Below are 26,808 nucleotides of genomic sequence, written 5' to 3' on the forward strand. Positions count from 1 at the left end.
TTGTGCTGGATAAACGGGAGCGATGGCCGGAATGCTACGATCCGGGACGCCTGCGCGAAAGCGCCGATTTCTAATGAATCCATTAGCCTGACTGATATCTATGCGACTCGACGGTTCGATCCTGGGTGCGTTGCACTGCTTTGAAACGGCCGGCCGGTTGCTGAGCTTCACAAAGACGGCACAGGCGTTCAACCTGACGCAAAGCGCCGTGAGCCAGCAGATCCGGAACCTGGAGGACCGGCTCGGCTATCCGCTGTTCGTGCGCCAGGCGCGCGGACTGAAGCTGACCGAGAAGGGCGAAATCCTGCTCGAGACGATGTCGAGCGCGTTCGTCGATATCAATCGCACGCTTCAGGCGCTTGGCATGTCGGATGCGCCGCTGCAGGTCAGTTGCCTGCCGTCGCTCGCGCTGCAGTGGCTGATGCCGCGCCTGTCCGAATTTCACCGGCAACGGCCGAACGTGCCGGTTCGCGTGAAGGCCGAATTTCAGGTGCTGGATCGGCAGGCCATGGAGACCGACGACATCGATGTGGCGGTGCGCTACGACCCGGTGCAATACGATCGGCTGCATGCCGAGGCCATCCTCGACGAAATCCTGTTTCCGGTCGCCACGCCGGCGTATCTGGCGCAGCATCCGGCCTTTGCCAGCGGAGAGTCACTGGACGGCGTCGTCCTGCTGCACGACGCCGCGCCGTGGGGCGGCGCGCCCGAGTTCGTGGAGTGGCGCACGTGGCTGGAGGCAGTCCGTCCGGCGTGGGCGGCCCATCTTGACGGCCCGCAGTTCAATTTCTCCAGCCTGGCAATCACGGCCGCGCTGAACCATCAGGGTGTCGCGATGGGGCGTGCCGCGCTCGTGCATGACGAGATTGCGAGCGGGCGGCTCGTGGATGTCTTCGGCAGGCACGTGCGTGCGCCGGCGCGCTACATGCTGTTGTCACGCCATCCCGACGATCCGCGTACCGAGGCGTTTTCGGACTGGCTCAAGGTCGAGTGCACGCGCTTCGATGCCGCGCGTTCACGTTTGCTTTCGAACGGAAGCAAACGCGGGTAGCTGACGCTGTCGGGTAGCTGAATCGGAGTGCGAAGTAGTCGGGTGACGAATGCGGACGCAAACTACAGTTTCCCGTCCGTCTCCATACGGATGGCTTGCGCGTGGACGGGGCCGGCAAGCGTTACTTGAGTTGCCAGATGCCCCAGGCGGCGATCAACAGGCCAAGGCCCAATTCGCAGCCGAGCAATACGTAGGTTTCCATGTGATGCCTCTGAAAGCGTGGCAGCGCCGATGCGGGCATCAGCGAGCGAGCAGCCAAGTCGGTGACGTATCGTTCGGCCCGTCGGGCGGGGCGATACGCCGGGTCCGCGAATACTACGCTTCGCAGCTTTCAGAACGCATGCGCGATCGATCGCTTTGCGCCATCGCCTGGTTCTTGCCCGTGCGCGCGTGGTTCATCTGGGCAACGTGCGATCCACCGTGCCGGAACACGCCCGATTTCCAGATCATCTGCGATGCCGCGACGAGCACGAACAGCAGCACGACCCTCCTGAAGAGGCGGGGCGACATCTTGTCCCGCAGCGGGCGAACGAGCCACATGCCGGCAATCGCCGGCAAGCTGGCTGCCGCCGAGATCGCGAGGTCGGCGCCGCTCGCGTGCGCGGCGCCGCTGAACGTCGTGATCAGCGTGACGATCGACACCACGAGGATGATCGCGATCTGCTTCGTGAAGATGCGTCCGGTTGCACCGGACGAAATCAGGTAGGTGGCGAGCAGCGGGCCGGGAACCGACGCGATGCTTTCCATCAGCGCCGCACCGAAGCCGAGTGCGAAGCCGACGGGCTTCTGCCATGCGTCCGGCAGGTTGAGTTTCGGCGCGGCGAGCATCAGCGCCGCGGCCACGATCAGCAGCGCGCCGGACGCCGCCTGCGCGTGGCCCGGATTGAGCGACAGCAGGATCGCCACGCCGACGATATTGCCGATCACGGTGCCGGCGATCGGCGCGGCGATCTTGCGTGCCGTCGCCAGCAGCTGGCCGCCTTCCAGCGCCTGCGGGATGTTGCCGAGGATGATCGGCATCGACAACAGCAGCACCGCATGCCGGATCGGCAGGAACTGGCTGAGTATCGGCATCGCGATCAGCGGCACGCCGATGCCGGTGATCCCCTTGGCCATGCCGCCCAGCAGCAGCGCAACGGCGATACCGGCCAGATCGAACGCGCTGAGCCCCTGCAGGCTGGAGACCAGTACACCTTCAGTCAGATTGAAATGCATCATGGAGTGGCATGTCGCGGCATATCCGGCAGCGAGCGCTGTCGATGGCGCACGTGGCGGTCGCGTGTGTCTTGCACGCATTTGTTCTGGATCGGCTTGAACCGGAGTCGATCGCCTGGCGCCGCGCCGTTGCGCGGCCGCGGCCGCAGGCAATCGATAGGCGGTTCGAGGATGCATCTTACCTGAGCGTTGCGAAGGACATTCGGCACGGACCGTGGCGCGTCATGGGTCGCGTCGATGTGATCATTTCCGCAGTTCAATATAATTCATGACGGTTTTCCGTTTGATGTGCCGGATTCATATCGTTGAACAAGGAGGCGTCGATGACGCTTGCCCAGTTGCAGGCCCTGGCGGCCGTGGTCGAACTCGGCTCGCTCACGGCTGCGGCTGATCGGTTGAGCCGCAGTCAATCCGCGATCAGTCATGCATTGACCGAGCTGGAACACCTGACGGAGGTCAAGCTGCTCTGGCGCGACCGGCAGCCGGTCGTCCTGACGGCGGCGGGCGAACGCCTGTGGCCGTATGTCCAGAACGTGGTGCGGGAAGCACAGCTGCTGCGCCAGCAGTTCAGCCTGTCGCGCGGCAAGCTCGAAGGGAAACTGGTGGTCGCGTCGTTGCCGAGCGTGTCGCTGGCGTTCGTCGTCCCTGCGCTCGAGGCGTTGAAGGAAATGCACCAGGGCGTGTCGGCGGTGCTGCTCGAAGGCACGGACAGCGAAGTCGAAGGGTGGATCGACGACGGTACGGCCGATGTCGGCGTGGTGGCCGGCACGAAGACGTTCGCACACACTCTGCCGCTGCTCGACGAGGACTTTGTCGCGGTGGCGGCCGACGGCATGTTCGCCGGCCGCAAGAGCGTGTCGGCAAAGCAGTTGTCCGCGGCGCCGTTCATCTTCTCGAAGGCAGGGTGCGGGCCGGTGATCGCGGATTACTTCGCGCGCAGCGGGGTGCCGCTGCGGGCCGCGTTCAACGTGGTCGAGATGCGGACCATTCTGTCGATGGCCGAGGCCGGCATGGGCGTGTCGATCGTGCCGCGCATCACACTCACGTACACGCCGTTCGGCGGCCGCGTGCTGGCGCTGTCGCCCAGGCTGCATCGCTCGGTGCGGTTGTCGTGGAATACGGCCGGCAACGCGGTCGCAGAGGCGTTCGTGCGGCTCGTCGACGCGCAACGCGCGAAGGCGGCGAAGGCGATCAACACGCGCGCGAGAAAGGCCAGGTAACGAGCGGCTTCAGCGATGAACAGCGCTCATGGGCGCCTTGAAGTTTATTCAAGCCGATGACAGTCGAGATGCAATACATTGTTCGAACTCGCCCCTGACCGCTTCGTCCCGAAGGAGATTGCCGTGCCGACCGTGCCCACCTTGCTTGCTTTCGGACTCGTGTCGCTCGGCATGGTGCTGACACCCGGGCCGAACATGATCTACCTGGTGTCACGCTCGATCTGCCAGGGCCGCCGTGCCGGGCTGGTGTCGCTCGGCGGCGTCGCGCTGGGGTTCGTGTTCTACATGGTGTGCGCCGCGCTGGGCATCACCGCACTGGTGATGGCCGTGCCGTATGCGTACGACGCGCTGCGTTTCGCCGGTGCGCTTTATCTGGCGTACCTGGCGTGGCAGGCGCTGAAACCGGGCGGTCGCTCGGCATTCCAGGTCAGGCAGTTGCCGCACGACAGCCGTGCCAGGCTGTTCGCGATGGGCTTCGTCACGAACCTCGCGAATCCGCAGATCGCGGTGATGTATCTGTCGCTTCTGCCGCAGTTCATTTCGCCGGGGCACGGCAGCGTGCTCGCGCAATCGCTGGCGCTCGGCTGCGTGCAGATCGCGGTGAGTGTCAGCGTGAATGCGCTGATTGCCTGCATGGCAGGCGGCATCGCGGGCTTTCTGGCGGGTCGGCCGGTCTGGGCGTCGGCCCAGCGCTGGTTGATGGGCACGGTGCTGGCCGGGCTGGCCGTGCGTATCGCACTCGAGTCGCGCTAGCGCGAGTGGTTGACGAATTGCAGGATCGCCGGGGCTTTCAAGCGGCATCGCGACGAAAGCACCCGGCATCGTCAGCCCTGGCAGTTGCCCTGCGCTTCGTTGCCGACCCGGACGGGCGGGGCTTTTTCACGGCGCCGGCCGCGCGTCGCGAGCCAGCACAGAATCGACCCGCCGCAAACCATCAATGCGCCTTGCCAGAATTCGATCGACAGCGGCGCGTGCAGCAGCGTTGCAGCGAGCAGGGCGGCGAGCACCGGCGTGAAGTACGACGCGCCGACGATGACCGTCACGTTGCCGTGCATGATGCCGGTGTTCCAGGCCGCATAGCCGAAGCCCAGCGCCGATGCCGCCAGCACGATGTAGATGACCGCATGCACGCTGAACGTCATGCCGCCGCCGCCTTCGATCGCGAACTTGATCCAGAGCGCCAGCGCCACCAGCATGAAGAACGGCGTGACGCCGTTCTTGCCGTTGGCGAGGCGTGCCGTCACCGTGCAATAGCCGGCCCAGATCAGCGCGCCCAAGAACGCGAGGCCGTAGCTCAGCGGATTGTCCGCGACGTTGTGCAGCATGCCGGCCGGGTCGAGCCCCTGGTCGCCGCCGAGCACCCGGCAGATCCCGAGCATCGACAGCAGGACGCCGGGCACGACCAGCAGGTTGGCGCGCTGCTTGTTGAACACGATCGCGGCGACCAGCGTGAAGCTCGGCCACAGATAGTTGACCATCGCGACTTCGATCGCCTGCTGGCCGTTGCTGGCATAGCCGATCGACAGCGACAGGCACAGCTCGTACGCGACGAACAGCAGCCCGCCCCAGAGCAGATACTTTTTCGGGAATTTGCTGAGATCGGGGAAGCCGATCGTCAACAGCAGAAGCGCGGATGCGACCGTATAGATCATCGCGGCGCCGCCGGTCGCGCCGAGGCTTTCGCTCACGCCACGAACCAGGGCGACCACGGAGGCCCACAACAACACCGCGCCGAGCCCGGCGAGCGTGGCCTTATTCTTGCGCTTCATGCTTCCTGCCTGTTTCAACATTCAAATGCGAATTCGGATGAGTCGGTTCCACCTGCATGAGCCACGCGCGCAGTCGGCATGCGGGACGGCCATTGCGGCGGAAGCGCGTAGTTTAACGGGGTGATGGAGATCGAGCAGCGGCGTCGGCGGTGATCAGCCCGGCGCTTGAGGCCGGTTCGGGAGCATGGGCGTCACGCGGCAACCGGTCACGCGTCGTCGATGCGCCAAGCCGCGCCGATTGCCGACAACGCGCGGCCGATCGAGTCGAGCATCGCGTCCCGCGTCGGCCCGAGCGTCGTGACGAGGAAGAAGCCGTCTTCTTCAGTCGACAGGCCGATTAGCGGCCAGTTGCCAGAGGCGTCACGGACTTCAAGTTGTTGCCGGACGGGATCGATGTCAATGTCGTCATGCGCTTGCCGCAACGCATTCCCGATTGCATCGAATGCGTCGGCCGATGGGATCGTTTGGATGCGGTATTCGAAACTCATTTTCATGGGCCGGTGGGCGAGGCGGGCAGTCTAACGCGTGCCATGGGGCAACGCCCCGCCATGGGCGTGTGACAGGCGCTTACACGCCGTCGCGTTATAGTCATGCAGCCGTCGTCGCATGCGTCGAATCCCATGAGACGAACCAGAAGATCCATGTTGAATCGCTCAATGCTCGTCATTTCAGTCGCCGACTTCGCCGCGCTTTCTGGCGTCGCGCGTGCCGAAGCGCCATACGTCTATGCAAGCGAAGTCGCGCGCTGCACGCGGATGAATTCCGGCGACGTGCCGTGTCCGGCCAGCACGCGTTATGCCGGGCAAAGCGGAGAGGTGACGGTCGGCGGCGTCGTGTTGCCGGACGGGACGGTGTCGGACGTAACGCTGCTGGAGAGCAACGGGCACGCGGAACTCGACGCCGTGGTGACTGCGGCGTTCATGCGCATTCACTGTACCGCCGGCGAAGGCGCGCACCCGATTCGCATGAAGGAGAAGATCGCGTTCTTGCTGATGTAGCGAGCCTGCCAGCCACATCGCGCTTTCGGAGAGGAAAGCCATGAGAGAAGTGCCGTATTTCGCGCAATGGGAATCGTCGCACCTGGTTTCGCGGTTCGTGTCCCGCGAACTGCGCTCGGAGGACGACCCGTTGTGGCATCGCTCCGGCGCGAGCACGCCGGAAGAATATGCGCAATGGAGCCCGAGCATTTGCGGCATGGCGTGCCTCAAGATGCTGCTCGCGTACCGCTCGAATACGATCGTGCCGTTGCTCGAACTGGTACGCGAAGCCGTCGGGTTCGGCGTCTATCGGCCCGAACTCGGCGACACCGGCAAGCGCCTGCATTACCGGCCCTTCGTGCACTGGGTGCGCGAGCGGTACGGGATCGATGGCGATGTCGTGGAAGGGATCGATTCGGCCGCGCTCGAGCCGAAGCTGCGGGATGGCCACATGCTGATGGCATCGGTTCATCCCGGCATCCGGCACGACGGGTTCGAACCGCCGTCGCGCGGCGGGCATATGGTGCTCGTGTTCGGCGCGAACCGCGACACCGGCGACTGGCTGTTCCACAACCCGTCCGGGTTCGACGCGCGCACGCAGCAGAACGTGGCGATGCCGCGCGCGACGTTCGACCGCTATTTCGCGAACCGCGGCATCCTGATCGCCCCATGACGTTGCGTAGGCAACGAACCGTGCAGGCGAAGCATCAGGCGCCCGCCGCAACGGGCGCCCGCCCGATCACCGCTCGTTGCGCTTCTTGCTCAGTTCGATCGTCTCGAACAGCACATAGTCGGCGGTCGGGTGCTGGTCGGCGCCCGGCGCGTGGTAGTAGCGCATCGTGATCGTCGTGTGGCCGCCCGGCTTGCCCGGGTCGTGGTCGAACACCGCGATCCCGTAACCGGTGCCCGTATCGCGGCGCGCGGACCAGATCGCATCCTCGAGCGCATCGGCCGGCGCGCGCACGAACGTATTCGGCGCCGTGCCCGGCACCGGCCGGTTCGGCTTCGTGAACACCTTCGCCCGCGCAAAGCCGGTCGCCGGGTTCTCGCCGTACACGTCGAGCGGTGCGCTGGTGCCGCCGCCGCCGAGGATCAGGTGGATCGTGCCGTGGCTCGTGTCGAACTTCGTGCGGTCCGGGTCGTTCGAGCCGACCGGACGCGGCTGCAGCGTCTCGACGACTTCGCCGGTCGTCGCATCGACACCCGCGCGGTGATTGCAGCCGCGCACCGGGTAGCTGCGCTCGTAGTCGTGATCGTGGCCGCACAGCACGAGGTCGACGCCGTAACGGTCGAACAGCGGCAGCCATGCTTCGCGAATGCCCTTGTCGGAACCGTTGCCCGTCTTCGACGAGCTGAGCGCGTCCTGGTGCATCTGCACGACGATCCAGTCGATGTCGTCGTCATGCGCGGCATGACGCAGCGTATGTTCGAGCCAGCGCGTCTGCTCGCCGTTGCTGTAGCCGCGCACGTAGAACGACGTGCCGGGCTCGATCGGCGGGTGGCCCGTGCTCGCGGCCGGCACGAGCGGCGCGGGGCCGCCGACGAACGCGGCGGCGTCCTGGTACACGACATCGTCCGCATCGAGCGAGACGAACAGCACCGAGCTCACGCGGAAGCTGTACCAGCGGCCCTGGAAGCGCGTGCCGTTCTCCGGCAGCGTATAGCGCGCGAGATACGAGTCGAGCCCCTGCGGGCCGTTGTTGAACTCGATCTCGTGATTGCCCGGGCACGGCATCCACGGACGATTGGCGGCCGACGTCTGGTTGTTGTTGCCGAAATCGCGCCACACCTCGGGCTGGTGCGCGGGGTTCAGGTTCGCGTAGCAGAGGTCGCCGTTCAGCAGGTGGAACAGCGGCTGGAATTGCTCGACGGCCTGCACTGCGAAGCGGCTCTGCGGCGACGACAGCACCCATGCGCCGTTGGGCGTCGCGAGATCGCCGTAGCTCGTGAAGCGGAACGGTGCGCGGCCGCGCGGCGCGGTCGAGAAATTCGCGGAAAACGGCTGCGCGGCGTTGCTGTCGTTGTCGGCCGTGATCTCGTAGCGGTAGCGCGTGTTCGGCTTCAGCCCGTGCACGCGTGCGTGGTACGCGAATACCGTTTCGCCGTTCAGGCCATCGGTGTACACGCGCTGGACGCCGTGCACGGTGCGCGCCGGCTCGCCGTCGGCGACGATGCGCGCGCGCGGATTGACGGCCGACGCGAGCGAGGCCCACGAGATCACGACTTCCGACGTCGGGTCGTTGCCCCACGTCAGGTGGACCTGTTCGGGCGTGCCGTCCGGGTTCGACGCGGCGGCCCTGGCTGCCGCGAGGCCACCGGCGGCGGTGGCGAGGCCGGATACGCCGGCGAGTTTCAGGAAGCCGCGACGCGAGACGGACGCGGCCGGCTCGTTCGGCTGGATCGGGGAGTTGTCCTGGTTCGACATGGTCGGTGTTTTCGTGGGTGGAGACGCGAGATGTGGAACCGCCTGGCCGTGCGCGAGCATGGCCAGTGCGTGAGCCGGAAACGAGCGGGATCCCGGTGCGAGACATTGTCGAAGGGCAGTTTTGCCGGGTTGTGACAGCAGGGCAACCCCACGCGCGTGTCGGCACATGTCCGAGCGTGCGTATCGCGGCATCCGGCCCGCGCAGGCGCGCATCCGGTCCGGCCGAAATTTATTTGCAGCCACCGCGACGGATTCCGTTCGCCCGCGCCGTTTAACGCATGAACGGCCGCTTCCGGTCGATACCCGCTACTTCGGAGTCTTACATGGAGCTTTCCATTCCATTGCGGTTCGCCGCGGCATGCGTGGCCGCGCTGGCGGCGTCGGCTGTCTTCGCGCAGGCCGTCATCGTCGCGCCTTACGCGCCGCCGGCGCCTCGCGTCGAAGTGGTGCCGGCGCCGCGCGCGGGCTATGTGTGGGACCAGGGCCACTGGCACTGGCGGCAGGGCCGCTACGTGTGGATTCCGGGCCACTGGCAAGTGGTGCGCGTCGGCTATCACTGGGTGCCGGGCCACTGGGCCGCGCGTGGTCCGGCGTGGCGCTGGGTGCCGGGTCACTGGGCCTGATGCGCATGCCGCCGCACGGCACGCGATGCTGGCGCGGTGGCGCTTACCCGCAACGTCATGAGGCGCAGCCATGCCTTTTCGAACCGTGGTGATACTCGCGGCCGCAGCTGTCGTGCTGGCCGGCTGTGTCGTGGTGCCGGCGCGTCCGGTCTATTACCGGCCCGCACCGGTCGTCGTATATTGAGCACGCCGGCCGCCGCTTGCGCAAACGGGCGGCCGGCACCCGATCGACCCGGTCGCCATGCAGCCTGAAACGGATGCCGATGAAACGGACCTTGCCGAGGCCGTGCGCGATGCGCGCGGCGATCACGAACCGCCAGTGTGGCGGGGCCGGGTAATGGCGCGGCGCATGCAAGGAGAGCACGACGATGAGCTTCAGTCTGCCGGCGGGCGCATCGACGATCGCGCCGCGGCACAGACGCGCGATGCGCTGGAGCGCCCCGCGTTGAGCGACGGCGATCCGGACGCAGCCCTGGTCGCACGGGTCGGCGCGCGCGACGCGTCGGCCGTGCGCATGCTCGTCGCGCGCAAGCTGCCGCGGCTGCTCGCACTCGCGACGCGCATGCTCGGCGACCGCACGGAAGCCGAGGACGTCGCACAGGAGACGTTCTTGCGGATCTGGAAACAGGCACCGGGCTGGCGCGAAGGCGAGGCACGGTTCGACACGTGGCTGCATCGCGTCGTGCTGAATCTGTGCTACGACCGCTTGCGCGGCCGCCGCGAGGAACCGGTCGACGTGTTGCCCGACGTGCCCGATCCGCAACCGGAGCCGGCCACGCGCGCGGAGGCCCGCTCTCGCGACGCGCGCGTGCGGCAGGCGCTCGCGGCGTTGCCGGCGCGGCAGCGCGAAGCGCTCGTGCTCCAGTACTATCAGGAAATGTCGAACGTGGAGGCGGCCAACCTGATGGGCATTACCGTCGACGCGCTGGAAAGCCTGCTTGCACGTGCGCGGCGAAACTTGCGCGCGCAACTGGCGGGCGACTCACCGAGCGAGGACATCCGATGACACCCGAACGATTTCGTACCATCGTCGCCGCGTATGGCTCGGATGCGCGGCGCTGGCCGGACGGCGAGCGCGCGGCCGCCGAGGCATGGGCGCGCGCGCATCCGGGCGACGCATTGGCCGCGCTGGACGATGCCGCCGAACTCGACGCGTGGCTCGCCAACGATACGGTCGCACCGCCCGCGCCGGGGCTTGTCGAGCGCATCGTCGCGACGGCACCCGCGGCGCGGCGCGCGCGGCGGCGGCGGGGCACCGTGTGGTGGTCGGGCGCGGCATTCGCGGGCGTGGGCCTGGCCGGCGCGCTCGCGGGTGCGGTGGCCGTGTCGATGCTGATGCTCGGCAGCGTGCCGCCTGCGCATGAGCCGGGCTATCTGACTACGACGTTCGGTGGGCCGAGCGTGGACTGGAGTGATGAATGAGTGAGCGTGGCTGGAAATTCGTCCTCGTCGGTTCGGTCGTGCTGAACGTATTCATGCTCGGCGCGATCGGCGGCGGCGCGTATCAGTGGTTTTCGACGCATCGCGACCTGCGGGCGGCGGGCGCACCTGCGTCGCACACCGCATTGCGTTTCGCCGCGGACGAATTGCCGGACGCGCGCCAGCAGGAATTCGTTGCGGCGCTGAAGGCGGCGCGCAAGGACGGCCGCGATTTCGCGCGGGAAGGGCGCGACGACCGGATCACCGTGCTGGACCTGCTCGCCGCGCCGCAACTCGATCGCACGGCGATCGACGCGGCGCTCGACCGCACGCGTGCGGCCGATACCGCGCTGCGTGCGCAGGTCGAGCGCAGCGTCGTCGATTTCGCGGCGACGCTCACGCCGGACGAGCGCGCGAAGTTCGTCGACGGGTTGCGGCGTAGCGGGAACTGGCGGCTGCCGCCGAAGTGGCAGAAGAAGCAAGGGGACGCGGCGAGCAAGTAAGCCAACGCCGCGCGGGAGACGTGCGGCGGCGTGCCTTTTCAGTGGTGCGCAACGCGTACGCGGAAGGTGGGTCGGCAATGCCTGCAGGCTGAACTTCGGCAAAGGATCGCAAGGGGCAACCGCGACTTCGCTGCGCGGCGCGCACGTTCAGCGTGCAAGCATCCACGCGGAGATCGCGTCGACCACGCCGCTCTCCAGACCATTGAAGCCGTGATAGGCAGACGCCTCGCACGGACCGCCCTGGGACCTGCCGCCCGACACGATCATCAGTTCGGCCTTCGGAGACTGCTCCAGCTTCTTCAGCAGCGTATCCGTTTCGGATACCGGACAATGTTTGCAGCCGTCATTCTGGTGGTGAACGACGAGCACCGGAATCGTGAGGCTGGCCAGGTTCATGTCCGTCACCGCGGTACCGCCTTGCTCTTCGCGGAGGATGGTGGACGTCAGCACGAGACCGTCGGGCCCGCCGCCGCCGGCCAGCGCAATCGCAATGGCGGCGGCGGACTGGGTGCCGCGGCTCGTCCCGACCAGCCAGACCGGTACATGGAGTTGCTCCTTCAACCACGCAATCACGGCGCGTGCGTCGTCGGCGTGCTCCTTCGACAGTCGAAAGCCGTCGAGGTAGGGCGCGGATTGCCGGTCGCTCGGCGCATCGATGACCGCGACCGCGATGCCGTCATTCACGAACATCTGCCGGCTGCGGACGAGAAAGTTGCCTGCGCCCCATCCGAACCGGCCGGACGATTCCAGTTGCAGCCCGCCATGTCCGCCGGCATAGAGAATGGCCGCGGCCTTCGGCGCGTCCGGCGCGATGAAGAGAAACCGCTGGGTCACCCCGGGGCGCGTCGGAATATCGACGACCTTGGGCGGGTTCTGCGCATGGGCCGGATAGCCGTGCAGCGTCAGCGCGACGGCAAGCAGCCACGCACGGGTCCAGCGCGAGCGCGGACGCAGCGAACCGAAGCAAGGAAACCGCGCACGCAAGCTGAAGGGAAGAGGGGGCATCATAGTGGTGGCCGGTGCATTCCGCAGCGGCAGGCCGGAATGCGGCAGCTTCTCCTGGTCAATGAAGTGGCGCCACGTCGACGCGAGGTGTGCCGAGCCGTGGTTGCCCGAGCGCTCGTCTTCGTTCCGACGCGCGGCGTTCCATGCGATTCGACAAACTGAATGATTTCTCCGTTGTCGCGCTTGAGATAGCGGTCGTCGCCCTTCACGTGAACGTCGTTGCGCGAGTACGGGATCTTGCGGCCCTTGCTGCAGACCTTGCCAACCTCGGCGTTCCAGTCGCCGTGATCGGCGAACCTCCGGCTCGACGTGAAATCGTAGTCGCTGCCATTGCCGTACTGGACATGCCACTGGGTACCGTCCGCCAGTTCGATGTCGCATGCCTTGCCCGCGGACGTTGCTGGATATCCGATGCAGCAGGCGTGGTGGAACCGTCGGGAAAGGCCGATTGATCGGCGAAAGCGATAGCGGGAGCCGGCAGCGGGATGGCGAGCACCTTGGTCATGATGGGTCTCCGGTTGTACCGATTTTTACTCGCGGGCGAGACGACGAGACTGCCGTGACGCGGGGGCGATACGCTTTCTCGAGTCTGGCGTTGGTTCAGGGAAGCACAAGTGCCCAGCCGGCCCAATGCGGAGGCATGGTGCAGTTCCCGAGATTCCCGTGACGATTGCCCGGGTGTGATTCGGGCCGGCCACGCTCATCCGTTCAGGATGCCGGTTCGATCCCGTGGCGTTTCATCACGGACTTCACCTTCTCCGGATCCGGTGGGCCGTCCGCGACCAACACCCCGGCCATCTCGCGGAAATAGTCGGGCCCGATGTTGGCGGGCGTAAACACCACGAGCGCACGAACGGGGACATTGCCCGGATTGGAGAAGTGATGAACGCTGCCGCGGGGCGAGAAGCAATGATCGCCCGCGTTCAGCACGCGTACGCTGTCGTCGACCCGGTAGGTCAGCGAACCCTCCACGATGCGGATCGTTTCGTCGACGTCGACATGGCGATGCGGCGGCGGGAATTTCGAGAACGGCTGGACGATCATTTCCGCCATTGCCATATGGCCGGCGGTGTCCGTGCCATCGACCAGGAACTGCATCGACAGCGAGCCAATGGTGATCAGTTCGTGACGTGTCAAATTCATCGCGAAACTCCGTCGGATCAGGGCAAATCGTCATTCGGGCCTGCTGTATCGGCACCGGGATGCGGTGTGCACGGGATCATGCTCCACCTCGCCCATGACAAACGCAGGCACGGGTGTGGCGCGTGCCGCAGAAGCCGGGTCACGTTCGTCGACGAGCAACGGCCGGCTGCCGCGATGACGCCGCAGAGCGCAATCGTGGATCAGCGGCATAGCCCTCACGCGTCATTGCATGGCGCACGCAACCCGCGCCCGGGTGCTCTCGGAATTGTGGCAACGCCGAATGGCCATATCAATGCTCCATTTGCCTACCGGCCGTGTTTCCGGACGATCGACTGCCGGAACAACGCAAGCATCCGGTTCTCCTTCGGGGCGTTAAGCACCTCATGAAAACCGGGTTGCTGAGCGTTGATAGGGCCGGACGGTCGAACGTGTCCTTCTCCGCGGTCAACAGTTCGACGCATCGCCAGTGAATGGCTGTCTTCTGAAAGCCAGTAGCAAGCCGCGCGTTCCCGGACCATCACGGAGAAATATTCGTCTTCCCAGCGACGGATTTCCCGCCGACCCACGTTAAACACGGGTACGCATCGCGAGAACCCCGTCATGGACCACCCGAACGACATCACACCGGCCGCCATCGCGCTGAACCGTTTCGGTCTCGGCGCGCGGGCTGACGAAGCGCCGCCTGCCGACCCGAAGGCAGCGCTCGTCGCGCAATTCGACCGCTACGACGCGCGGCCGGCCGCGTGGGCCGGCGAGCCCGACGCGGTTGCGCTCGCGACACGCTTCGCGAATGCACGCAATGCGATGACGGCCAACGATCCGGCAACGAAGCGCGCGACCGAGCAGTCGATCCGGCGCGACGGCAACGACACGTATCGCAGCGCCGTCGTCGCGCGGCTGAACAGCGCGCTGATCACGCCTGCGCCGTTCGTCGAGCGGCTGGTGCATTTCTGGGCGAATCATTTCGCGGTATCGGTCGACAAGGGGCCGGTGGCGGCCTATGCGGGCGCGTTCGAACGCGACGCGATCCGCCCGCACGTGCTCGGCCGTTTCGAGGACATGCTGGTGGCCGTCGAACAGCATCCCGCGATGCAGCTTTTCCTCGACCAGGCGCGCTCGGTCGGCCCCGACAGCCCGGCGGCGCTGCGTGCCGAGGCACGCAATCCGTCGGCCAAACGCGGGCTCAACGAGAATCTCGCGCGCGAAATCATGGAGCTGCACACGCTCGGCGTACGCACGGGATACACGCAGGCCGACGTGACGGAATTCGCGCGTGCGCTGACCGGCTGGAGCATCGCCGGCGGGCGCGGCCTGCAGCCCGGCAATGCGGCGCCCGGTGCGTTCGTGTTTCGCCCGAAACTGCACGAGCCCGGTGTGCGGACCGTGATGGGGCGCAGCTACGACCAGCCCGGCGAAGCGCAGGCGCGCGCGATCCTGCACGACCTCGCGCATGCGGAGGCGACCGGCCGGCATATCGCGTTCCAGCTGGCCCGTCATTTCGTCGCCGACAATCCGCCGCCCGCGCTGACCGACCGGCTGGCCCGTGCGTTCGATGCGAGCGGCGGCGATTTGCCGACCGTCTATCGCGCGCTCGTCGATTCGACGGATGCGTGGTCGCCGGTCAACCGCAAGTTCAAGACGCCGTGGGAGTGGGCCGTGTCGTCGCTGCGCGGGCTCGGCTGGCGCGACACGGGCGACCTGAAGGCCGCGCCGCTGCTCGCGCAGCTCGGCCAGCCGGTGTGGCGGCCCGGCTCGCCGGCCGGTTACGACGACGTTGCCGCGAGCTGGGCCGCGCCCGACGCGCTCGTGCGCCGCGTCGAACTTGCGCAGCGGCTGGCCGCGCGCACGGGCGACCGGCTCGACCCGCGCACGCTCGGCAACACGCTGCTCGCCGGTTCGTTGAGCGCGCCGACGGCGACCGCGCTGTCGCGTGCCGAAAGCGCGACCACGTCGCTCGCGCTGTTGCTCGTCTCACCCGATTTCCAACGGAGATGACCATGGCACTGTCCCGCCGACAATTCCTGAGCGTGGCCGCCGCCGGCGCAGGCGCGATCCTCGTCGCGCCACGGATCGTGTTCGCGAACGTCGAGACCGATCGGCGCTTCGTGTTCGTGATCCAGCGCGGCGCGGCCGACGGCCTGAACATCGTCGTTCCGTATGCCGAGCCCGCGTATGCGTCGCTGCGGGGCCCGCTGGCGATCGACACGTCGGCCGCGACGCGGCTCGACGGCACGTTCGCGCTGCATCCGTCGCTCGTGCAGACCGCACAGTTGTACCGCGACGGCCAGGCGCTGTTCGTTCATGCGATTGCATCGCCGTATCGCGACCGCTCGCATTTCGACGGACAGAACGTGCTTGAGACGGGTGGCCGCGCGCCGTACCAGGTGAAGGACGGGTGGCTGAACCGGCTCGCCGCGCTGCTGCCGGCCACGCACGAAAGCGCGATCGCGTTCGCGCCGACCGTGCCGCTCGCGTTGCGCGGCACCGTGCAGGCCGCGTCGTACGCGCCGTCCGGTTTGCCGGCCGCGCCGGACGACCTGCTCGCACGCGTGTCGGCGCTCTACGAGGCCGATGCGCAGCTCGGCCCGTTGTGGCAGTCGGCGATGGACGCGCGCGGCCTCGCCGGCGATGCGCATGCGCGACAGGATCCGGCGGGCGTCGGCAAGCTCGCCGCGACGTTTCTCGCGCGCGACGACGGCCCGCGCATCGCGATGATCGAGACGGGCGGCTGGGACACGCACAGCGCGCAGAACGCGCGGCTCGCGAATCAGCTGAAAGCACTCGACACGATGCTCGCCGCGTTGCGCGACGGCCTCGGGCCCGCGTGGCAGCAAACCACGGTGCTGGTCGCAACCGAGTTCGGTCGCACGGCGGCCGCGAACGGCACGGGCGGCACCGATCACGGGCAGGCATCCGTCGCGATGCTGGCGGGCGGCGCGGTCGCGGGCGGCCGCGTGATCGCCGACTGGCCAGGGTTGCGGCCGGGCGACCTGTACGAAGGGCGCGACCTGAAACCGACCGCGTCGCTCGACGCGTTGATCTCGGGCGCCGCCGCCGACAGCCTGCGGCTCGATCCGCGCCGTACCGCGTCCGCGCTGTTCGCGGAAAGCGGTGCGACGCGGCCGATGAGCGGGCTGATTCGCGGAACCGCGTGACGCGCGACGTTGCCGCTTCCGCAATGAATCCATTCACTACACAAAAGGGAGAATCCAGGATGATCAAGATCCGATCCGTTTCGCTCGCCATGCTGGTGACGGCCAGTGCGACGCTGATGTCCGCGTGCGTGGTCGAACCCGTGCGGCCGCCGCAGCCGGCGCCCGTCGTCGAGGTGCCGCCTCCGATGCCTGCGCCGGGCTATCGCTGGGCGAAAGGGCACTACCGGTGGGCCGGCAATCATTGGGCGTGGGTGCCCGGGCATTGGGTGGGCGTGTACTGACCACGCGAGGCGTGACGTAGCGTGTGGCGAGGGTGCCGGGATGCGGAGCAGCGTATTGAAATGCGACGCGCGTTGACCTAATCTGCCGGGTTCCGGCGACGGGCGTGCCCGCTCGCCCATCACGGCTGGTCGATCCCTGGCCGCCGTCTTCTTCGTTACGGCACCCACATGAAAGCATGGCTCGTTGCGTTGGCCGTCGCGGCCGGCACGACCGGCGCGCACGCCGCGTCGTTCAACTGCGCGAAAGCATCCACGTTCGTGGAGCGCGAAATCTGCACCAACCCGACGTTGTCGCGTCTCGACGATGCGCTCAATGCGGATTACCAGCACGTCGTGGATGACTTCGCCAACTACCCGGTCGAGGATCCGCCCGAATATCACCGGGTCATCGCCAGCCAGAAGGCGTGGCTGAAAACGCGTAACCGCTGCACGACGACGCAGTGCCTGATCGACAGTTACCGCCAGCGCATCGACGTGCTGTGCGGGCAGATCGACGTGCCGGCCGAAAGCGACCGCGCGAAATGCCGTAGCAACGGCGGTCTCGGCGGGCTCGAACTCGCACACTGAGCGCGAACGAACGCGTTGCGCGAGCCGTGACCCGTCAGGCCGGTGCGCGCCTACCACCCGATCCGGTGTTTCTCCTCCGTCTCGCGATGCCGCCAGTCGTCGTCCGCGTGCAGGTACTGGCTCGTGGTCGTGAGCGACACGTGGCCGAGGTTGTCGCGCACGAGCCGCAGGTCGACGCGACCGTCGGCCATGTGCGAGCCCGCGCTGTGGCGCAGCCAGTGCGCGGACGCCTGTTCGAGCACGCGCGCCTGCTGCTCGCCGGCTTCGCCGTTCGCGCGCAACCGGTCGGCCGCATGCCGGAACACCTGCTTCACGATCCGGTGCAGCGCCGCGCGCGTGAGCGGCTTGCGCGCCTGGCCGACCGGCAGCACGAGCGGCGTGGCCTCGCCGTCGGACGGCAACGCGGACAGGCCGTGCGCGCGCCGGTAGCGCGACAGCTCGGCCATCATTTCGTCGGTGGCCGGCACGAGCCGCTGCCGGCCGCCTTTGCCCGTCACGTCGAGCCACCAGCGGTCGCGCCCGTCCGCGTCGCGACGGCAGAAGAACTGGCCCATCGTCGTATCGGCCGCTTCGGTGATGCGCAGCCCGCCGAGATACAGCAGCGTGAACAGCCAGCGCGCGCGATCCGCATGGAAGCACGCCCGCGCGTCGTCGCGCGGCATCGCGGCGATCGCGTCCTTGACCGACTGCCACAACGGCTGCCCGAGATGGCGCGTGACGCGCGGCGCGGGCCGGCGCTGCCGCTGGCGCGACAACGCGAGCGGATTGCCGGCGAGATAGCCGGCCTGCACGAGCCACGAGAACATCACGTTCAGGATCACCAGCGCCTGCCGCTGGCTGGCCGCCGACAGCGGCCCGTAGAACGGCCGCCAGCGCGGATCGTCGCGCGGATGCTTGCGCCCGCCGTTCGCACACCACAGCTCGGCCGGCGCGGGTGCGAGCAGGAACTGGCGGTAGACGACCAGATCTTCGTGCGTGAGCGACGACAGTGGCTTGCCGCACGCGATCACGGCCCACAGCAGCAGGCGTTCGGCTTCCTTGCGGTAGTTCTGGAACGTGGTCGGCGTATCGACGAAGCGGGCGAGCCACGCGCGCACCGCGTCCAGGTCGTTGGTCGCGGCAATCTGCGGATGCGCGCTGCTCGAGCGGTTGGTGCCCGTGCGTCCGTCGAGCGTGGCCGGCACGGTCAGCGCATCGATCGGCAGCGGGCGCAACGCGGTGTCGGACGGAACGGGTGCGGTCATGCGGAGCGGGGGGCGCTGCGCGGATCGTACGCAGGGAGCCGGGCGGACGAACGCAGCGCGATCAGGCATATCGGGAAGCGCCGATGGTACACGATCGCCGCATGACGAACCTGCCGGCAACGATCGCTTCACTCAGCCGGCGGCACGCGGTTCGGCAACGTCCCGACGAACATCGCCTGTCGCGTGATGCCGATCAGGGAAAGAACCGTTGCATGGACGGCCCGCAGGCGGCGATGCACGCGGGCGAGCCGACTCACCGTAACGTGACGATTCGCAAGCGACATCCGGCGAACGAGGGGTAGATCGATGACTGTAAGCTGTTTGTGAACTTTCTCATCGCACCGATCGTCTAAACGGCCCTCCAACGCTTCCAGAGGAACACCCGATGATTCGCCCATCCAGAACGCTGCTCGGCGCGGCCGTCATTGCCGGCAGCATGCTCCTCGCCGGATGCCAGACCGACGCCGCCGCCACGGCGCCGAACGCGGTGCGCCCGGCCGACAGCAAGCCGGTGACCAAGACTGTGTATGTCGCGCCGCAATCCGCGCGCTGCACGGGCGTCGCGCCGATGGAGTGCCTGCAGGTGCGCAACGGCCCGAACGAGCCGTGGAGCCTGTGGTACGCCGGTATCGAAGGCTTCGCGTACCAGCCCGGCTACCTGTACACGCTCGAAATCGACGAATACCGCGTCGCGCAGCCGCCGGCCGACGGCTCGTCGATCCGCTGGGTGCTCAAGCGTGTCGTCGAGCGCCGCCAGGTGAACTGACGGCCGCGCTCACGCGGACGGGCGCGCGGCCGCGCTGGCCGGCGGCGCGGCCGTATCGATCCGCCGGAACACGACGGACGACAGCAGCGTCACCACGCCCATGCACGTGAACGACAGCATGAACCCGTGCGCCATCGAGCCCCAGTAGGCGGCAAACAGGTTGACGAGGCCGCCGCCGATCGACACGCCGAGCCCCATCGCCAGCATCTGCATCATCGTGAACAGGCTGTTGCCGCTGCCGGCATCGGCATGCGACAGCCCCTTCAACGTCACGCCGTTCATCGCCGCAAACTGCATCGAGTTCGCCGCGCCGAACACGATCAGCAGCGCGCCTTCCAGTAGCGGCGCGGGTCGCGCCGACACCAGCGCGAACCCCGCGATCGCGCACCCGACGATCCCCGTATTCACGACCAGGAACGCCGCGTAGCCGAACCGCTTCACGAGCGGCGCGATCCAGCGTTTCGCGATGACGCCCGCGATCGCGGCCGGCAGCATCATCAGCCCCGACTGCAGCGGCGTATAGCCGAGCTGCACCTGCATCAGCAGCGGCAGCATGAACGGCACGGAGCTCGTGCCGATCCGGCACAGCAGGTTGCCGAGCAGGCCCGAGCCGAAGTTCGGCTCGCGGAACAACCCGAGCCGGAACAGCGGCTGCGCGCGGCGCCGCGCGTGCGGCAGGTACGCAAGCGCGCTCGCCAGCCCGACCACCGCGAGCCCGGCCGCCCACGCGGCGCGATGCGCGGGCATCGGCGGGTCGATCGCGAGCGACAGCGCGATCATCGCGACCGACAGCAGCGCACAGCCGACGAAGTCGAACGGCGGCGGCTGTTGCGCCTGGTCGTGCGGCAGGTAGCGCTGCACGGCGACGAAGCCGATCACGCCGACCGGCACGTTGACGATGAACACCCAGTGCCACGAAATCGCCTGCGTGAGCCAGCCGCCGAGCGTCGGCCCGACGATCGGGCCGAGCTGGCCGGCGATCGACACGAACGCGATCGCCGCGACGTACTGTTCGCCCGGCACGCGGCGCAGCACGGCGAGCCGGCCGATCGGCAGCAGCATCGAGCCGCCGATGCCCTGCAGCGCGCGCGCGGCGACGAGCTGGCCGAGCGTATGCGACGCCGCGCAGCCGATCGATGCCAGCACGAACACGAGAATCGCGAGCGAGAACACGCGGCGCGTGCCGAACCGGTCGGCGAGCCAGCCGGACGCCGGCGTGAGCATCGCCATCGTCAGCGTATAGACGACCACGACGGGCTGCATCGCGAGCGGCGACGCATGCAGGCTTTGTGCGATCGAAGGCAGGGCGGTGTTGACGATCGTCGTGTCGAGTGACTGCATGAAGAATGCAGCGGCGACGATCCAGAGCAGCGCGGCGTGTGTGGGTTCCCGGGACATGGCGAAATCGGTGGTGCAAAGGCTGGCGCGGGTGGCGCCTTCACGCGGTTGCGCGCGGCGCCTGCCGGTCTCCAAGCGCACGATGGTACCGATTCCGATGGTCATCGGGAAGCTGCCTTAAGACGTTGACTGTCATCGGCAATGCCGATGACAATGCGCCATGCTCAATCCCGTCTGGCTCAACACGTTCGCGACCGTCACGAACTGCCGCAGCTTCACCGAAGCGGGCCGGCAGCTCGGGCTCAACCAGTCGAGCGTCAGCGAACACATCCGTCGTCTCGAAGAGAGCGTCGGCCGGCGGCTGTTCGTGCGCGACACGCATTCGATCGCGATGACGGCCGACGGCGAGGCGCTGCTCGTGCACGCGAACGTGATCCTGCAGGCGCTGAACCGCGCGGAATCGCAGTTCCGCAAGCCGAGGCTCAAAGGGCGGGTGCGCCTTGGCGCGCCGGACGACCTCGCGCTCGTCGCGTTGCCGGACGTGCTCGCCGGGTTTCGCGCCGCGCATCCGGACGTCGCGCTGGAGATCACCACCGGGATGACGAGCCGGCTCTACGAAGGGCTGGACGCGGGCGCGCTCGACCTGATGATCGGCAAGCGGCGGCTCGGCGAGCGGCGCGGCACGCCGCTCTTGCGCACGCGGCTCGAATGGGTCGCGCGGCCCGGCACCATCGTCGATCCGGAGCGGCCGCTGCCGCTCGTGCTGGTCGCCGAGCCGAGTGTGACGCGCGCGATCGTCCTGAACGCGCTCGCGGAGAGGGGGATCGGCTGGGAAGTCGTGTGTTCGAGCAGCAGCCAGCCGGGCTGCATCGCGGCCGCGCGCGCGGGGCTCGGCCTGACCGCGACGTCGCACTATCTGTCGACGCGCGGGCTCGCGCCGCTGGTCAACGGCGACGCGCTGCCCGTGCTGCCCGACATCGAATTCATCGCGCTGGCCGCGAAGCGGCTCAGCCAGCCGGCGCGCACGCTGCTCGAATTGCTCGAAGCGAGCGACCTGAGCACGCCGGGCGCGGACGCCTAGCGGGCGCGCCGCGCACGAGGCGCCCGTATCCGGCGCCCGCGCGGCGTGCCGTCATGCGGCCCGTTTCTGCGAAATCACGAGCAATGCGCCGTTCTTGTCCTCCAGCACCGCGCGGTATTCGTGCGGCCCGGCCTGCACGGGCACGCGCACCGACGCGCCGGCCTTTACCACTCGCGCCATCGCCGCATACAGGTCGTCGTCCTCGTCGACGCGCAGCGTGAGCGCCGCGCGCTCGACGATCTGCTCGTCGCCCGCGACCAGCGCGATCGTCAGCGGGCCGCCGTCGAGCGCGCAATAGCGGTCGCCGTCGCGAAACTTCACGTTCAGGCCCAGCCCGTCGACGAACAGCGGCAGCGCCGTGTCGATGTCGTCGACCGGATACAGCAGCATCGATACCTTCATTCCCGCTCTCCCTTGTCGTTGGTCGGTGCGCGTCACGCGCCCGCCGTTCGATGCTAGCGCGCCGGTCACGCGCTCACGCAGTCCGATCGGATGACGGTGAAACCCCTCTGTCCCCGCAGGCGCGCCGGTACTCCGAACAGACGATGCCCGCGCCCGTCCGCGCGCCGACACTCCCATTCGTGGACCGTCGCGCTTCGTCCGTATCGTGCGGGCGGGCTGCACGACTCCGACTCGTCCAACAACCATGGAGACGCACGCAATGAAGTTTTCCCTCATCTACGAAGCCCAGACCACCGACGCATCGCGCGAGGGCGACCACCGGGTGTTCAAGGAGACGGTCGAACAGGCGCTGCTCGCCGAGCAGGTCGGCTTCGACACGATCTGGTGCGTGGAGCACACGTCGCTCACCAACTATGCGCACATGAGCGCGCCGGAAACCTTCCTTGCGTACCTGGCCGGCCGCACGACGCGCATCGGCCTCGGCCACGGCGTCGTGTGCCTGCCGCCGGCGATGAACCACCCGATCAAGGTCGCGGAGCGCGTCGCGCTGCTCGACATCCTGTCCGGCGGCCGCGTGCACTTCGGCGTCGGCAAGGGCGGCAGCCAGCAGGAAGCCGGCGCGTTCGGCTACGACCTCAACGAACTGCAGCCGATGATCGACGAATCGATGTACCTCGTGCCGAAGATGTTCGTGCAGGACGAGATCGAGCACGACGGCAAGTACATCAAGATTCCGAAGCGTCCGATCCACCCGAAGCCGTTCCAGGATCCGCACCCGCCGATGTACCTCGCGTGTACCAACACCGACGCGCTGCTGCGCGCCGGCCAGCGCGGGATGGGCGCGCTGGTGCTCGGCTTCGGCGGCCCCGACGAAGTCGCGAAGAAGAACGCCGTGTATCGCGAAGCGTGGGCGAACCGCAAGCCGGAAGACCAGGTCGGCTTCCGCCCGACCCAGCACCTCGCGGCACTGTGCCCGACGGTCGTGATGGCCGACGGCCAGGCCGCCCGCAAGATCGGCATCCGCGGCCAGCGCTACTTCATGGAATCGCTCGCGTACTGGTACACGGGCGGCGAGCGTCCGGACCCGGCGAAGTGGGGCGACGACCTCGTGCAGGCCGATACCGGCGAAATGGTGATCCGCTCGCGCTTCGCGTCGGAGGAGGTCGTCGTGAACTTTGCCGACCCGGCGCTCGCGATGATGAACCCGAACCATGCGTACGGCACGGTGGACGACTGCATCGGCTATGTCGGCCGCCTGCAGGAAGCCGGCGTCGACGAAGTGCTGTTCCTGTGCCAGATGGGCACCGTGCCGCACGACGCGCAGATGGAGACGATCCGCAACATCGGCGAGCACGTGATCCCGTTCTTCAACCGCGAGAAGGCGCGCGCCTGCGCGTGATGCACCGGGCCGCGCCCGTCGTCCGGTCGGACGATGCGGTGCGGTCGCGCGAAGCCGACCATCGGTGGTGGCGAGCATCGCCCGCGGCCAGGCCGCGCCGGACAACTTTGAACGAGAGCGGGGCCCGCGCCGCGGCGCATCACCCGCTTCACAGGAGACATTCGTGCATCGCGACAACGATTCGAACGCACTGGCCGCCACGCTGATCGCCCGGGCCGAGGCACTGGCGCCGACGCTGGCCGGCCGCGCCGCGCAGGCGGACGCGCAGGGCCGCATTCCGGCCGAGACGATCGCCGACATGCAGGCCGCCGGCTTCTTCAAGGTGCTGCAGCCGAAGCGCTACGGCGGCTACGAGCTCGATCCGCAGGCGTTCTTCGATATCCAGATGGCGCTCGCGCGCGGCTGCATGTCGACCGCGTGGGTGTACGGCGTCGTCGGCGTGCACAACTGGCAGCTCGCGCTGTTCGACGCACGCGCGCAGCAGGACGTGTGGGGCGATGACCCGGCGACGCTGATCGCGTCGACCTACATGCCGGTCGGCCGCGTGACGCCGGTCGACGGCGGCTTCCGCCTGTCGGGCCACTGGAAGTTCTCGAGCGGCAGCGAACTGTGCGAATGGGTGTTCCTCGGCGCGCTGGTGCCGGCCGAAGCCGGCCAGCCGCCCGAATACCGCACCTTCCTGCTGCCGAAATCCGACTACCGGATCCAGCAGGACTGGGACGTGCTCGGCCTGCGCGCGACGGGCAGCCACGACATCGTCGTCGACGACGTGTTCGTGCCGGCGTACCGCACGCACAGGGCGATCGACGGGATGATGGGCACGAGCCCGGGCCTCGCCGTCAACGACGCGCCGCTGTTCAAGCTGCCGTTCGCGCAGATCTTCGTGCGTGCGGTCTGCACGTCGTGCATCGGCGCGCTGCAGGGTGCGCTCGACGATTTCACCGGGTATGCGGCGACGCGCGTGTCGGCCAACAGTGGTGCGAAGACGACCGACGATCCGGGCGCGCAGAACGCGTGTGCGAACGCGGCCGTCGCGATCGACGAGATGCAGGTGCTGCTCAAGCGCAATTTTGCGGAACTGATGGCGTCCGTCACCGGCGGCCCGGCCGTGTCGATCGAGCGCCGCGTGCATTTCCGCTACCAGTCCGCACAGGTCGCCGAGCGCTGCGCGCAGGCCGCGAACGCGCTGCTGCGCTACGCGGGCGGCAACGGCATCTATCACCGCAATCCGCTCGTGCGCCGTTTCCTCGACCTGCATGCGGCCCGCGCGCACTACGCGAACAACGTGGACCGCTTCGGCCAGAACCTCGGCGCCGTGATGCTCGGCCGCGAGAACACCGACTTCTTCATCTGACGAGGCCGAGATGAACGACCCGCAAGCTCAGCAATACGAGTTCGACGTGGTGGTCGTCGGTTCGGGCGCGGGCGCGCTGCTCGCCGCGTGCCGCGCGGCCGACCGCGGCCTGTCCGTCGTCGTGATCGAGAAGTCGGCGCTGTACGGCGGCACGTCGGCCGTCTCCGGCGGCGGCATCTGGGTGCCGTGCAACCACCATATCGCCGAGCTCGGCGCGACCGATTCGCGCGAGGCCGCGCGCGGCTACATCGAAGCGTGCGTAGCCGGTGAATCGACGCCCGAGAAGATCGACACGTATCTCGACCGCGCGCCGGAGATGCTGCGCTACCTGGAATCGAAGACGCCGGTGCGTTACCAGTCGCTGCCGAAGTACGCGGACTATTTCCAGAAGGTGCCGGGCGCGATGCCGGGCTACCGCGCGCTCGATCCGATGCCGTTCGACGGCGGGCTGCTCGGCGACGAATTCGACCGGCTGCGGCCGGCGTCGCCCGGCACGCTGATCGGCGGGCGCGTGGCGGTGACGTCGAAGGAGGCGCACACGCTGTTCTCGCGCGGGCCCGGCTTCATGAAGCTCGCGATCGCGCAGTTCGGCCGCTACTGGCTCGATATCGGGATGCGCCGCCGCACGCGGCGCGACCGGCGCCTGACGCTCGGCAATGCGCTGATCGGCGGGCTGCGCCGTGCGCTGCTCGACCGCAACGTGCCCGTGTGGCTCGACACGCCGATGCGCGACCTGCTCGACGTGGACGGCCGCGTGACGGGCGTGCGCGCGCAGCGCTTCGGGCAGCCGGTGACGATTGCCGCGCGGCGTGGCGTGATCCTCGGCGCGGGCGGTTTCGAGCGCAACCAGCCGATGCGCGAGCGCTACCTGCCGCAGCCGACGCAGGCGCAGTGGAGCGCGACGCCGCCGGCCAACACCGGTGACGCGATCGCCGAAGGCCACCGGCTCGGCGGCGCGCTCGCGCTGATGGCGCACGTGTGGGGCGCGCCGACGGTCGGTGTCGCCGGCGAAGAGAAGCAGCGCGCGCTGTTCGTCGAACGCAACCTGCCGGGCTGCGTGATCGTGAACCGCCTCGGCAAGCGCTTCGTCAACGAAGCCGCGCCGTATTCCGAATTCGTGCCGGCGATGTATCGCGACCATGCGCGCACTGGCGCAAGCGTGCCGGCCTGGATGGTGTTCGACGCGCGGTTTCGCCGCAAGTATCCGTGCGGGCCGATCATGCCGGCGTCGATGATGCCCGACTCACGGATTCCGGCCGCGTTCCGCGACGTGATTGTGAAGGCCGACACGATCGACGCGCTGGCCGCACGCATCGGCGTCGACGCGGCCGGCCTGCACGACACGCTGCGCGACATGGCGCGCTATGCGGCAACCGGGATCGACGAGGCGTTCGGCAAGGGCGACAACCTGTTCGACACGTACTACGGCGATCCGCGGAACAAGCCGAACCCGTGCCTCGGGGCGGTCGACCAGGAGCCGTTCTACGCGGTGCGGATCGACGCGGGCGACATTGGCACGAAGGGCGGGCTCGTCACCGACGTGCACGCCCGCGTGCTGCGCACCGACGGCGAGCCGATCGACGGCCTGTACGCGATCGGCAACACCAGCGCATCGATGATGGGCGCGAGCTACCCCGGCGCGGGCTCGACGCTCGGTCCGGCGATGACCTTCGGGTATCTCGCCGCCGACCACCTGGCTGCTCGCGCAGCCGACGCCGGCGGCCAGCCCGCCCGGCCCTCCACGCAGGGCTTCCGCATGAAGAGGCCCGTGGCTAAAGGGCTGGAGCGGTTGTTCGTTGCGGCGTGTTCAGGTTTACTCTCGCTTTTTGCCGGAACGAGAGATGCCGTCGATCATGGATGCGTTTGCTGAC

29 protein-coding genes are annotated in these 26,808 nt (G+C 67.9%); 20 read left to right on the forward strand and 9 right to left on the reverse strand.

Features of this window, described 5'->3' with window-relative positions; all coding sequences use genetic code 11:
* Positions 1 to 94 precede the first annotated feature (94 nt).
* Positions 95 to 1,051, forward strand: coding sequence for a LysR substrate-binding domain-containing protein (locus CFB82_RS24535; protein WP_179255451.1), 957 nt, complete (start codon positions 95 to 97; stop codon positions 1,049 to 1,051).
* Between the two features lie 315 nt (positions 1,052 to 1,366).
* On the opposite strand, the gene CFB82_RS24540 is transcribed toward CFB82_RS24535, so the two are convergent.
* Entirely contained in the window at positions 1,367 to 2,269 is a 903-nt protein-coding gene (locus CFB82_RS24540) for a sulfite exporter TauE/SafE family protein (protein WP_089485629.1), read from the reverse strand.
* Between the two features lie 320 nt (positions 2,270 to 2,589).
* Between CFB82_RS24540 and CFB82_RS24550 the strand changes: the two genes are divergently transcribed.
* Positions 2,590 to 3,486 carry a LysR family transcriptional regulator gene (locus CFB82_RS24550; protein WP_089485660.1) on the forward strand — a complete coding sequence of 299 codons (897 nt, stop codon included), beginning with the start codon at positions 2,590 to 2,592 and terminating at the stop codon, positions 3,484 to 3,486.
* 123 nt (positions 3,487 to 3,609) lie between these two features.
* Positions 3,610 to 4,239, forward strand: a complete 630-nt coding sequence (locus CFB82_RS24555; RefSeq protein ID WP_089485661.1) for a LysE family translocator — start codon at positions 3,610 to 3,612, stop codon at positions 4,237 to 4,239.
* A 71-nt stretch (positions 4,240 to 4,310) separates the two neighbouring features.
* On the opposite strand, the gene yddG is transcribed toward CFB82_RS24555, so the two are convergent.
* Positions 4,311 to 5,255: an aromatic amino acid DMT transporter YddG gene (gene yddG / locus CFB82_RS24560; RefSeq protein ID WP_143750960.1), complete on the reverse strand. Its 945-nt coding sequence runs from the start codon at positions 5,253 to 5,255 to the stop codon at positions 4,311 to 4,313.
* A 206-nt stretch (positions 5,256 to 5,461) separates the two neighbouring features.
* On the reverse strand, positions 5,462 to 5,749 hold the full coding sequence (locus CFB82_RS24565; protein WP_089485632.1) for a hypothetical protein: 288 nt from the start codon (positions 5,747 to 5,749) through the stop codon (positions 5,462 to 5,464).
* A gap of 96 nt (positions 5,750 to 5,845) precedes the next feature.
* Between CFB82_RS24565 and CFB82_RS24570 the strand changes: the two genes are divergently transcribed.
* Both CFB82_RS24570 and CFB82_RS24575 read left to right on the forward strand, forming a co-directional pair.
* On the forward strand, positions 5,846 to 6,253 hold the full coding sequence (locus CFB82_RS24570) for an energy transducer TonB (RefSeq protein ID WP_089485633.1): 408 nt from the start codon (positions 5,846 to 5,848) through the stop codon (positions 6,251 to 6,253).
* 40 nt (positions 6,254 to 6,293) lie between these two features.
* Complete coding sequence (locus CFB82_RS24575; RefSeq protein ID WP_143750961.1) at positions 6,294 to 6,905, forward strand: hypothetical protein; 612 nt, start codon at positions 6,294 to 6,296, stop codon at positions 6,903 to 6,905.
* 66 nt (positions 6,906 to 6,971) lie between these two features.
* On the opposite strand, the gene CFB82_RS24580 is transcribed toward CFB82_RS24575, so the two are convergent.
* Complete coding sequence (locus CFB82_RS24580; protein WP_069251726.1) at positions 6,972 to 8,657, reverse strand: purple acid phosphatase family protein; 1,686 nt, start codon at positions 8,655 to 8,657, stop codon at positions 6,972 to 6,974.
* 323 nt (positions 8,658 to 8,980) lie between these two features.
* Between CFB82_RS24580 and CFB82_RS24585 the strand changes: the two genes are divergently transcribed.
* From CFB82_RS24585 to CFB82_RS24600, 4 genes are all read left to right on the forward strand, one after another.
* Positions 8,981 to 9,280 carry a YXWGXW repeat-containing protein gene (locus CFB82_RS24585; protein WP_089485635.1) on the forward strand — a complete coding sequence of 100 codons (300 nt, stop codon included), beginning with the start codon at positions 8,981 to 8,983 and terminating at the stop codon, positions 9,278 to 9,280.
* Between the two features lie 241 nt (positions 9,281 to 9,521).
* Complete coding sequence (locus tag CFB82_RS24590) at positions 9,522 to 10,286, forward strand: RNA polymerase sigma factor (protein WP_089485636.1); 765 nt, start codon at positions 9,522 to 9,524, stop codon at positions 10,284 to 10,286.
* On the forward strand, positions 10,283 to 10,702 hold the full coding sequence (locus tag CFB82_RS24595; RefSeq protein ID WP_089485637.1) for a hypothetical protein: 420 nt from the start codon (positions 10,283 to 10,285) through the stop codon (positions 10,700 to 10,702). Before CFB82_RS24590 ends, CFB82_RS24595 begins: the two co-directional genes overlap by 4 nt.
* On the forward strand, positions 10,699 to 11,202 hold the full coding sequence (locus CFB82_RS24600) for a periplasmic heavy metal sensor (RefSeq protein ID WP_089447791.1): 504 nt from the start codon (positions 10,699 to 10,701) through the stop codon (positions 11,200 to 11,202). The genes CFB82_RS24595 and CFB82_RS24600 overlap by 4 nt, the downstream gene beginning before the upstream one ends.
* A 147-nt stretch (positions 11,203 to 11,349) precedes the next feature.
* Here the strand turns inward: CFB82_RS24600 and CFB82_RS24605 are convergent, their stop codons facing one another.
* Entirely contained in the window at positions 11,350 to 12,036 is a 687-nt protein-coding gene (locus CFB82_RS24605; RefSeq protein WP_256990459.1) for an alpha/beta hydrolase, read from the reverse strand.
* A 314-nt stretch (positions 12,037 to 12,350) separates the two neighbouring features.
* Between CFB82_RS24605 and CFB82_RS43365 the strand changes: the two genes are divergently transcribed.
* On the forward strand, positions 12,351 to 12,659 hold the full coding sequence (locus tag CFB82_RS43365; protein WP_179255446.1) for a hypothetical protein: 309 nt from the start codon (positions 12,351 to 12,353) through the stop codon (positions 12,657 to 12,659).
* 256 nt (positions 12,660 to 12,915) lie between these two features.
* Here CFB82_RS43365 and CFB82_RS24610 read toward each other — a convergent pair whose 3' ends face one another.
* Complete coding sequence (locus CFB82_RS24610; protein WP_256990460.1) at positions 12,916 to 13,305, reverse strand: cupin domain-containing protein; 390 nt, start codon at positions 13,303 to 13,305, stop codon at positions 12,916 to 12,918.
* A gap of 645 nt (positions 13,306 to 13,950) precedes the next feature.
* Here CFB82_RS24610 and CFB82_RS24615 point away from each other — a divergent pair.
* From CFB82_RS24615 to CFB82_RS24630, 4 genes are all read left to right on the forward strand, one after another.
* A complete protein-coding gene (locus tag CFB82_RS24615; RefSeq protein WP_089485639.1) occupies positions 13,951 to 15,345 on the forward strand; it encodes a DUF1800 domain-containing protein in 1,395 nt (464 codons plus the stop codon).
* 2 nt (positions 15,346 to 15,347) lie between these two features.
* The gene (locus tag CFB82_RS24620; RefSeq protein WP_089485640.1) at positions 15,348 to 16,505 is read left to right on the forward strand and encodes a DUF1501 domain-containing protein; all 1,158 of its coding nucleotides are present in this window, start codon (positions 15,348 to 15,350) and stop codon (positions 16,503 to 16,505) included.
* A 62-nt stretch (positions 16,506 to 16,567) separates the two neighbouring features.
* Positions 16,568 to 16,786, forward strand: coding sequence for a YXWGXW repeat-containing protein (locus tag CFB82_RS24625; RefSeq protein WP_089485663.1), 219 nt, complete (start codon positions 16,568 to 16,570; stop codon positions 16,784 to 16,786).
* A 168-nt stretch (positions 16,787 to 16,954) separates the two neighbouring features.
* The gene (locus CFB82_RS24630; protein ID WP_089485641.1) at positions 16,955 to 17,353 is read left to right on the forward strand and encodes a lysozyme inhibitor LprI family protein; all 399 of its coding nucleotides are present in this window, start codon (positions 16,955 to 16,957) and stop codon (positions 17,351 to 17,353) included.
* A 50-nt stretch (positions 17,354 to 17,403) separates the two neighbouring features.
* On the opposite strand, the gene CFB82_RS24635 is transcribed toward CFB82_RS24630, so the two are convergent.
* Positions 17,404 to 18,597 carry a tyrosine-type recombinase/integrase gene (locus CFB82_RS24635; protein WP_089485642.1) on the reverse strand — a complete coding sequence of 398 codons (1,194 nt, stop codon included), beginning with the start codon at positions 18,595 to 18,597 and terminating at the stop codon, positions 17,404 to 17,406.
* 101 nt (positions 18,598 to 18,698) lie between these two features.
* Between CFB82_RS24635 and CFB82_RS24640 the strand changes: the two genes are divergently transcribed.
* Positions 18,699 to 18,899 carry a hypothetical protein gene (locus tag CFB82_RS24640; RefSeq protein WP_143750963.1) on the forward strand — a complete coding sequence of 67 codons (201 nt, stop codon included), beginning with the start codon at positions 18,699 to 18,701 and terminating at the stop codon, positions 18,897 to 18,899.
* Positions 18,900 to 18,982: 83 nt separating this feature from the next.
* On the forward strand, positions 18,983 to 19,363 hold the full coding sequence (locus CFB82_RS24645) for a DUF4377 domain-containing protein (protein ID WP_089485644.1): 381 nt from the start codon (positions 18,983 to 18,985) through the stop codon (positions 19,361 to 19,363).
* A 9-nt stretch (positions 19,364 to 19,372) separates the two neighbouring features.
* Here CFB82_RS24645 and CFB82_RS24650 read toward each other — a convergent pair whose 3' ends face one another.
* A complete protein-coding gene (locus CFB82_RS24650) occupies positions 19,373 to 20,761 on the reverse strand; it encodes a DHA2 family efflux MFS transporter permease subunit (protein WP_089485664.1) in 1,389 nt (462 codons plus the stop codon).
* A 160-nt stretch (positions 20,762 to 20,921) separates the two neighbouring features.
* Here CFB82_RS24650 and CFB82_RS24655 point away from each other — a divergent pair, with 160 nt between their 5' ends.
* A complete protein-coding gene (locus CFB82_RS24655) occupies positions 20,922 to 21,782 on the forward strand; it encodes a LysR family transcriptional regulator (protein WP_089485645.1) in 861 nt (286 codons plus the stop codon).
* A 51-nt stretch (positions 21,783 to 21,833) separates the two neighbouring features.
* On the opposite strand, the gene CFB82_RS24660 is transcribed toward CFB82_RS24655, so the two are convergent.
* On the reverse strand, positions 21,834 to 22,184 hold the full coding sequence (locus CFB82_RS24660; protein WP_011355015.1) for a VOC family protein: 351 nt from the start codon (positions 22,182 to 22,184) through the stop codon (positions 21,834 to 21,836).
* A gap of 259 nt (positions 22,185 to 22,443) precedes the next feature.
* Between CFB82_RS24660 and CFB82_RS24665 the strand changes: the two genes are divergently transcribed.
* The 3 genes from CFB82_RS24665 to CFB82_RS24680 all read left to right on the forward strand — a co-directional run bounded on the left by CFB82_RS24665 (position 22,444) and on the right by CFB82_RS24680 (position 26,807).
* Positions 22,444 to 23,583 (forward strand): LLM class flavin-dependent oxidoreductase, encoded by a 1,140-nt coding sequence (locus tag CFB82_RS24665; RefSeq protein WP_089427349.1) that lies wholly within the window; start codon positions 22,444 to 22,446, stop codon positions 23,581 to 23,583.
* Positions 23,584 to 23,746: 163 nt separating this feature from the next.
* Positions 23,747 to 24,937, forward strand: a complete 1,191-nt coding sequence (locus tag CFB82_RS24675; RefSeq protein ID WP_089485646.1) for an acyl-CoA dehydrogenase family protein — start codon at positions 23,747 to 23,749, stop codon at positions 24,935 to 24,937.
* Positions 24,938 to 24,947: 10 nt separating this feature from the next.
* A complete protein-coding gene (locus CFB82_RS24680; RefSeq protein ID WP_256990463.1) occupies positions 24,948 to 26,807 on the forward strand; it encodes an FAD-dependent oxidoreductase in 1,860 nt (619 codons plus the stop codon).
* The last annotated feature ends 1 nt before the right edge of the window (position 26,808 follow it).

It is taken from the genome of Burkholderia sp. HI2714 (assembly GCF_002223085.1).
Taxonomy (GTDB): domain Bacteria; phylum Pseudomonadota; class Gammaproteobacteria; order Burkholderiales; family Burkholderiaceae; genus Burkholderia; species Burkholderia lata_D.

Bases quoted from the DNA above. Each gene is read 5' to 3' on its own strand.
- CFB82_RS24540 (WP_089485629.1), bottom strand. From the start codon at position 2,269: ATGATGCATTTCAATCTGACTGAAGGTGTACTGGTCTCCAGCCTGCAG.
- CFB82_RS24550 (WP_089485660.1), top strand. From the start codon at position 2,590: ATGACGCTTGCCCAGTTGCAGGCCCTGGCGGCCGTGGTCGAACTCGGC.
- yddG (WP_143750960.1), bottom strand. From the start codon at position 5,255: ATGAAGCGCAAGAATAAGGCCACGCTCGCCGGGCTCGGCGCGGTGTTG.
- CFB82_RS24565 (WP_089485632.1), bottom strand. From the start codon at position 5,749: ATGAAAATGAGTTTCGAATACCGCATCCAAACGATCCCATCGGCCGAC.
- CFB82_RS24570 (WP_089485633.1), top strand. From the start codon at position 5,846: ATGCAGCCGTCGTCGCATGCGTCGAATCCCATGAGACGAACCAGAAGA.
- CFB82_RS24575 (WP_143750961.1), top strand. From the start codon at position 6,294: ATGAGAGAAGTGCCGTATTTCGCGCAATGGGAATCGTCGCACCTGGTT.
- CFB82_RS24580 (WP_069251726.1), bottom strand. From the start codon at position 8,657: ATGTCGAACCAGGACAACTCCCCGATCCAGCCGAACGAGCCGGCCGCG.
- CFB82_RS24585 (WP_089485635.1), top strand. From the start codon at position 8,981: ATGGAGCTTTCCATTCCATTGCGGTTCGCCGCGGCATGCGTGGCCGCG.
- CFB82_RS24590 (WP_089485636.1), top strand. From the start codon at position 9,522: ATGCAGCCTGAAACGGATGCCGATGAAACGGACCTTGCCGAGGCCGTG.
- CFB82_RS24595 (WP_089485637.1), top strand. From the start codon at position 10,283: ATGACACCCGAACGATTTCGTACCATCGTCGCCGCGTATGGCTCGGAT.
- CFB82_RS24600 (WP_089447791.1), top strand. From the start codon at position 10,699: ATGAGTGAGCGTGGCTGGAAATTCGTCCTCGTCGGTTCGGTCGTGCTG.
- CFB82_RS43365 (WP_179255446.1), top strand. From the start codon at position 12,351: ATGCGATTCGACAAACTGAATGATTTCTCCGTTGTCGCGCTTGAGATA.
- CFB82_RS24610 (WP_256990460.1), bottom strand. From the start codon at position 13,305: ATGCAGTTCCTGGTCGATGGCACGGACACCGCCGGCCATATGGCAATG.
- CFB82_RS24615 (WP_089485639.1), top strand. From the start codon at position 13,951: ATGGACCACCCGAACGACATCACACCGGCCGCCATCGCGCTGAACCGT.
- CFB82_RS24620 (WP_089485640.1), top strand. From the start codon at position 15,348: ATGGCACTGTCCCGCCGACAATTCCTGAGCGTGGCCGCCGCCGGCGCA.
- CFB82_RS24630 (WP_089485641.1), top strand. From the start codon at position 16,955: ATGAAAGCATGGCTCGTTGCGTTGGCCGTCGCGGCCGGCACGACCGGC.
- CFB82_RS24635 (WP_089485642.1), bottom strand. From the start codon at position 18,597: ATGACCGCACCCGTTCCGTCCGACACCGCGTTGCGCCCGCTGCCGATC.
- CFB82_RS24640 (WP_143750963.1), top strand. From the start codon at position 18,699: ATGACGAACCTGCCGGCAACGATCGCTTCACTCAGCCGGCGGCACGCG.
- CFB82_RS24645 (WP_089485644.1), top strand. From the start codon at position 18,983: ATGATTCGCCCATCCAGAACGCTGCTCGGCGCGGCCGTCATTGCCGGC.
- CFB82_RS24650 (WP_089485664.1), bottom strand. From the start codon at position 20,761: ATGTCCCGGGAACCCACACACGCCGCGCTGCTCTGGATCGTCGCCGCT.
- CFB82_RS24655 (WP_089485645.1), top strand. From the start codon at position 20,922: ATGCTCAATCCCGTCTGGCTCAACACGTTCGCGACCGTCACGAACTGC.
- CFB82_RS24660 (WP_011355015.1), bottom strand. From the start codon at position 22,184: ATGAAGGTATCGATGCTGCTGTATCCGGTCGACGACATCGACACGGCG.
- CFB82_RS24665 (WP_089427349.1), top strand. From the start codon at position 22,444: ATGAAGTTTTCCCTCATCTACGAAGCCCAGACCACCGACGCATCGCGC.
- CFB82_RS24680 (WP_256990463.1), top strand. From the start codon at position 24,948: ATGAACGACCCGCAAGCTCAGCAATACGAGTTCGACGTGGTGGTCGTC.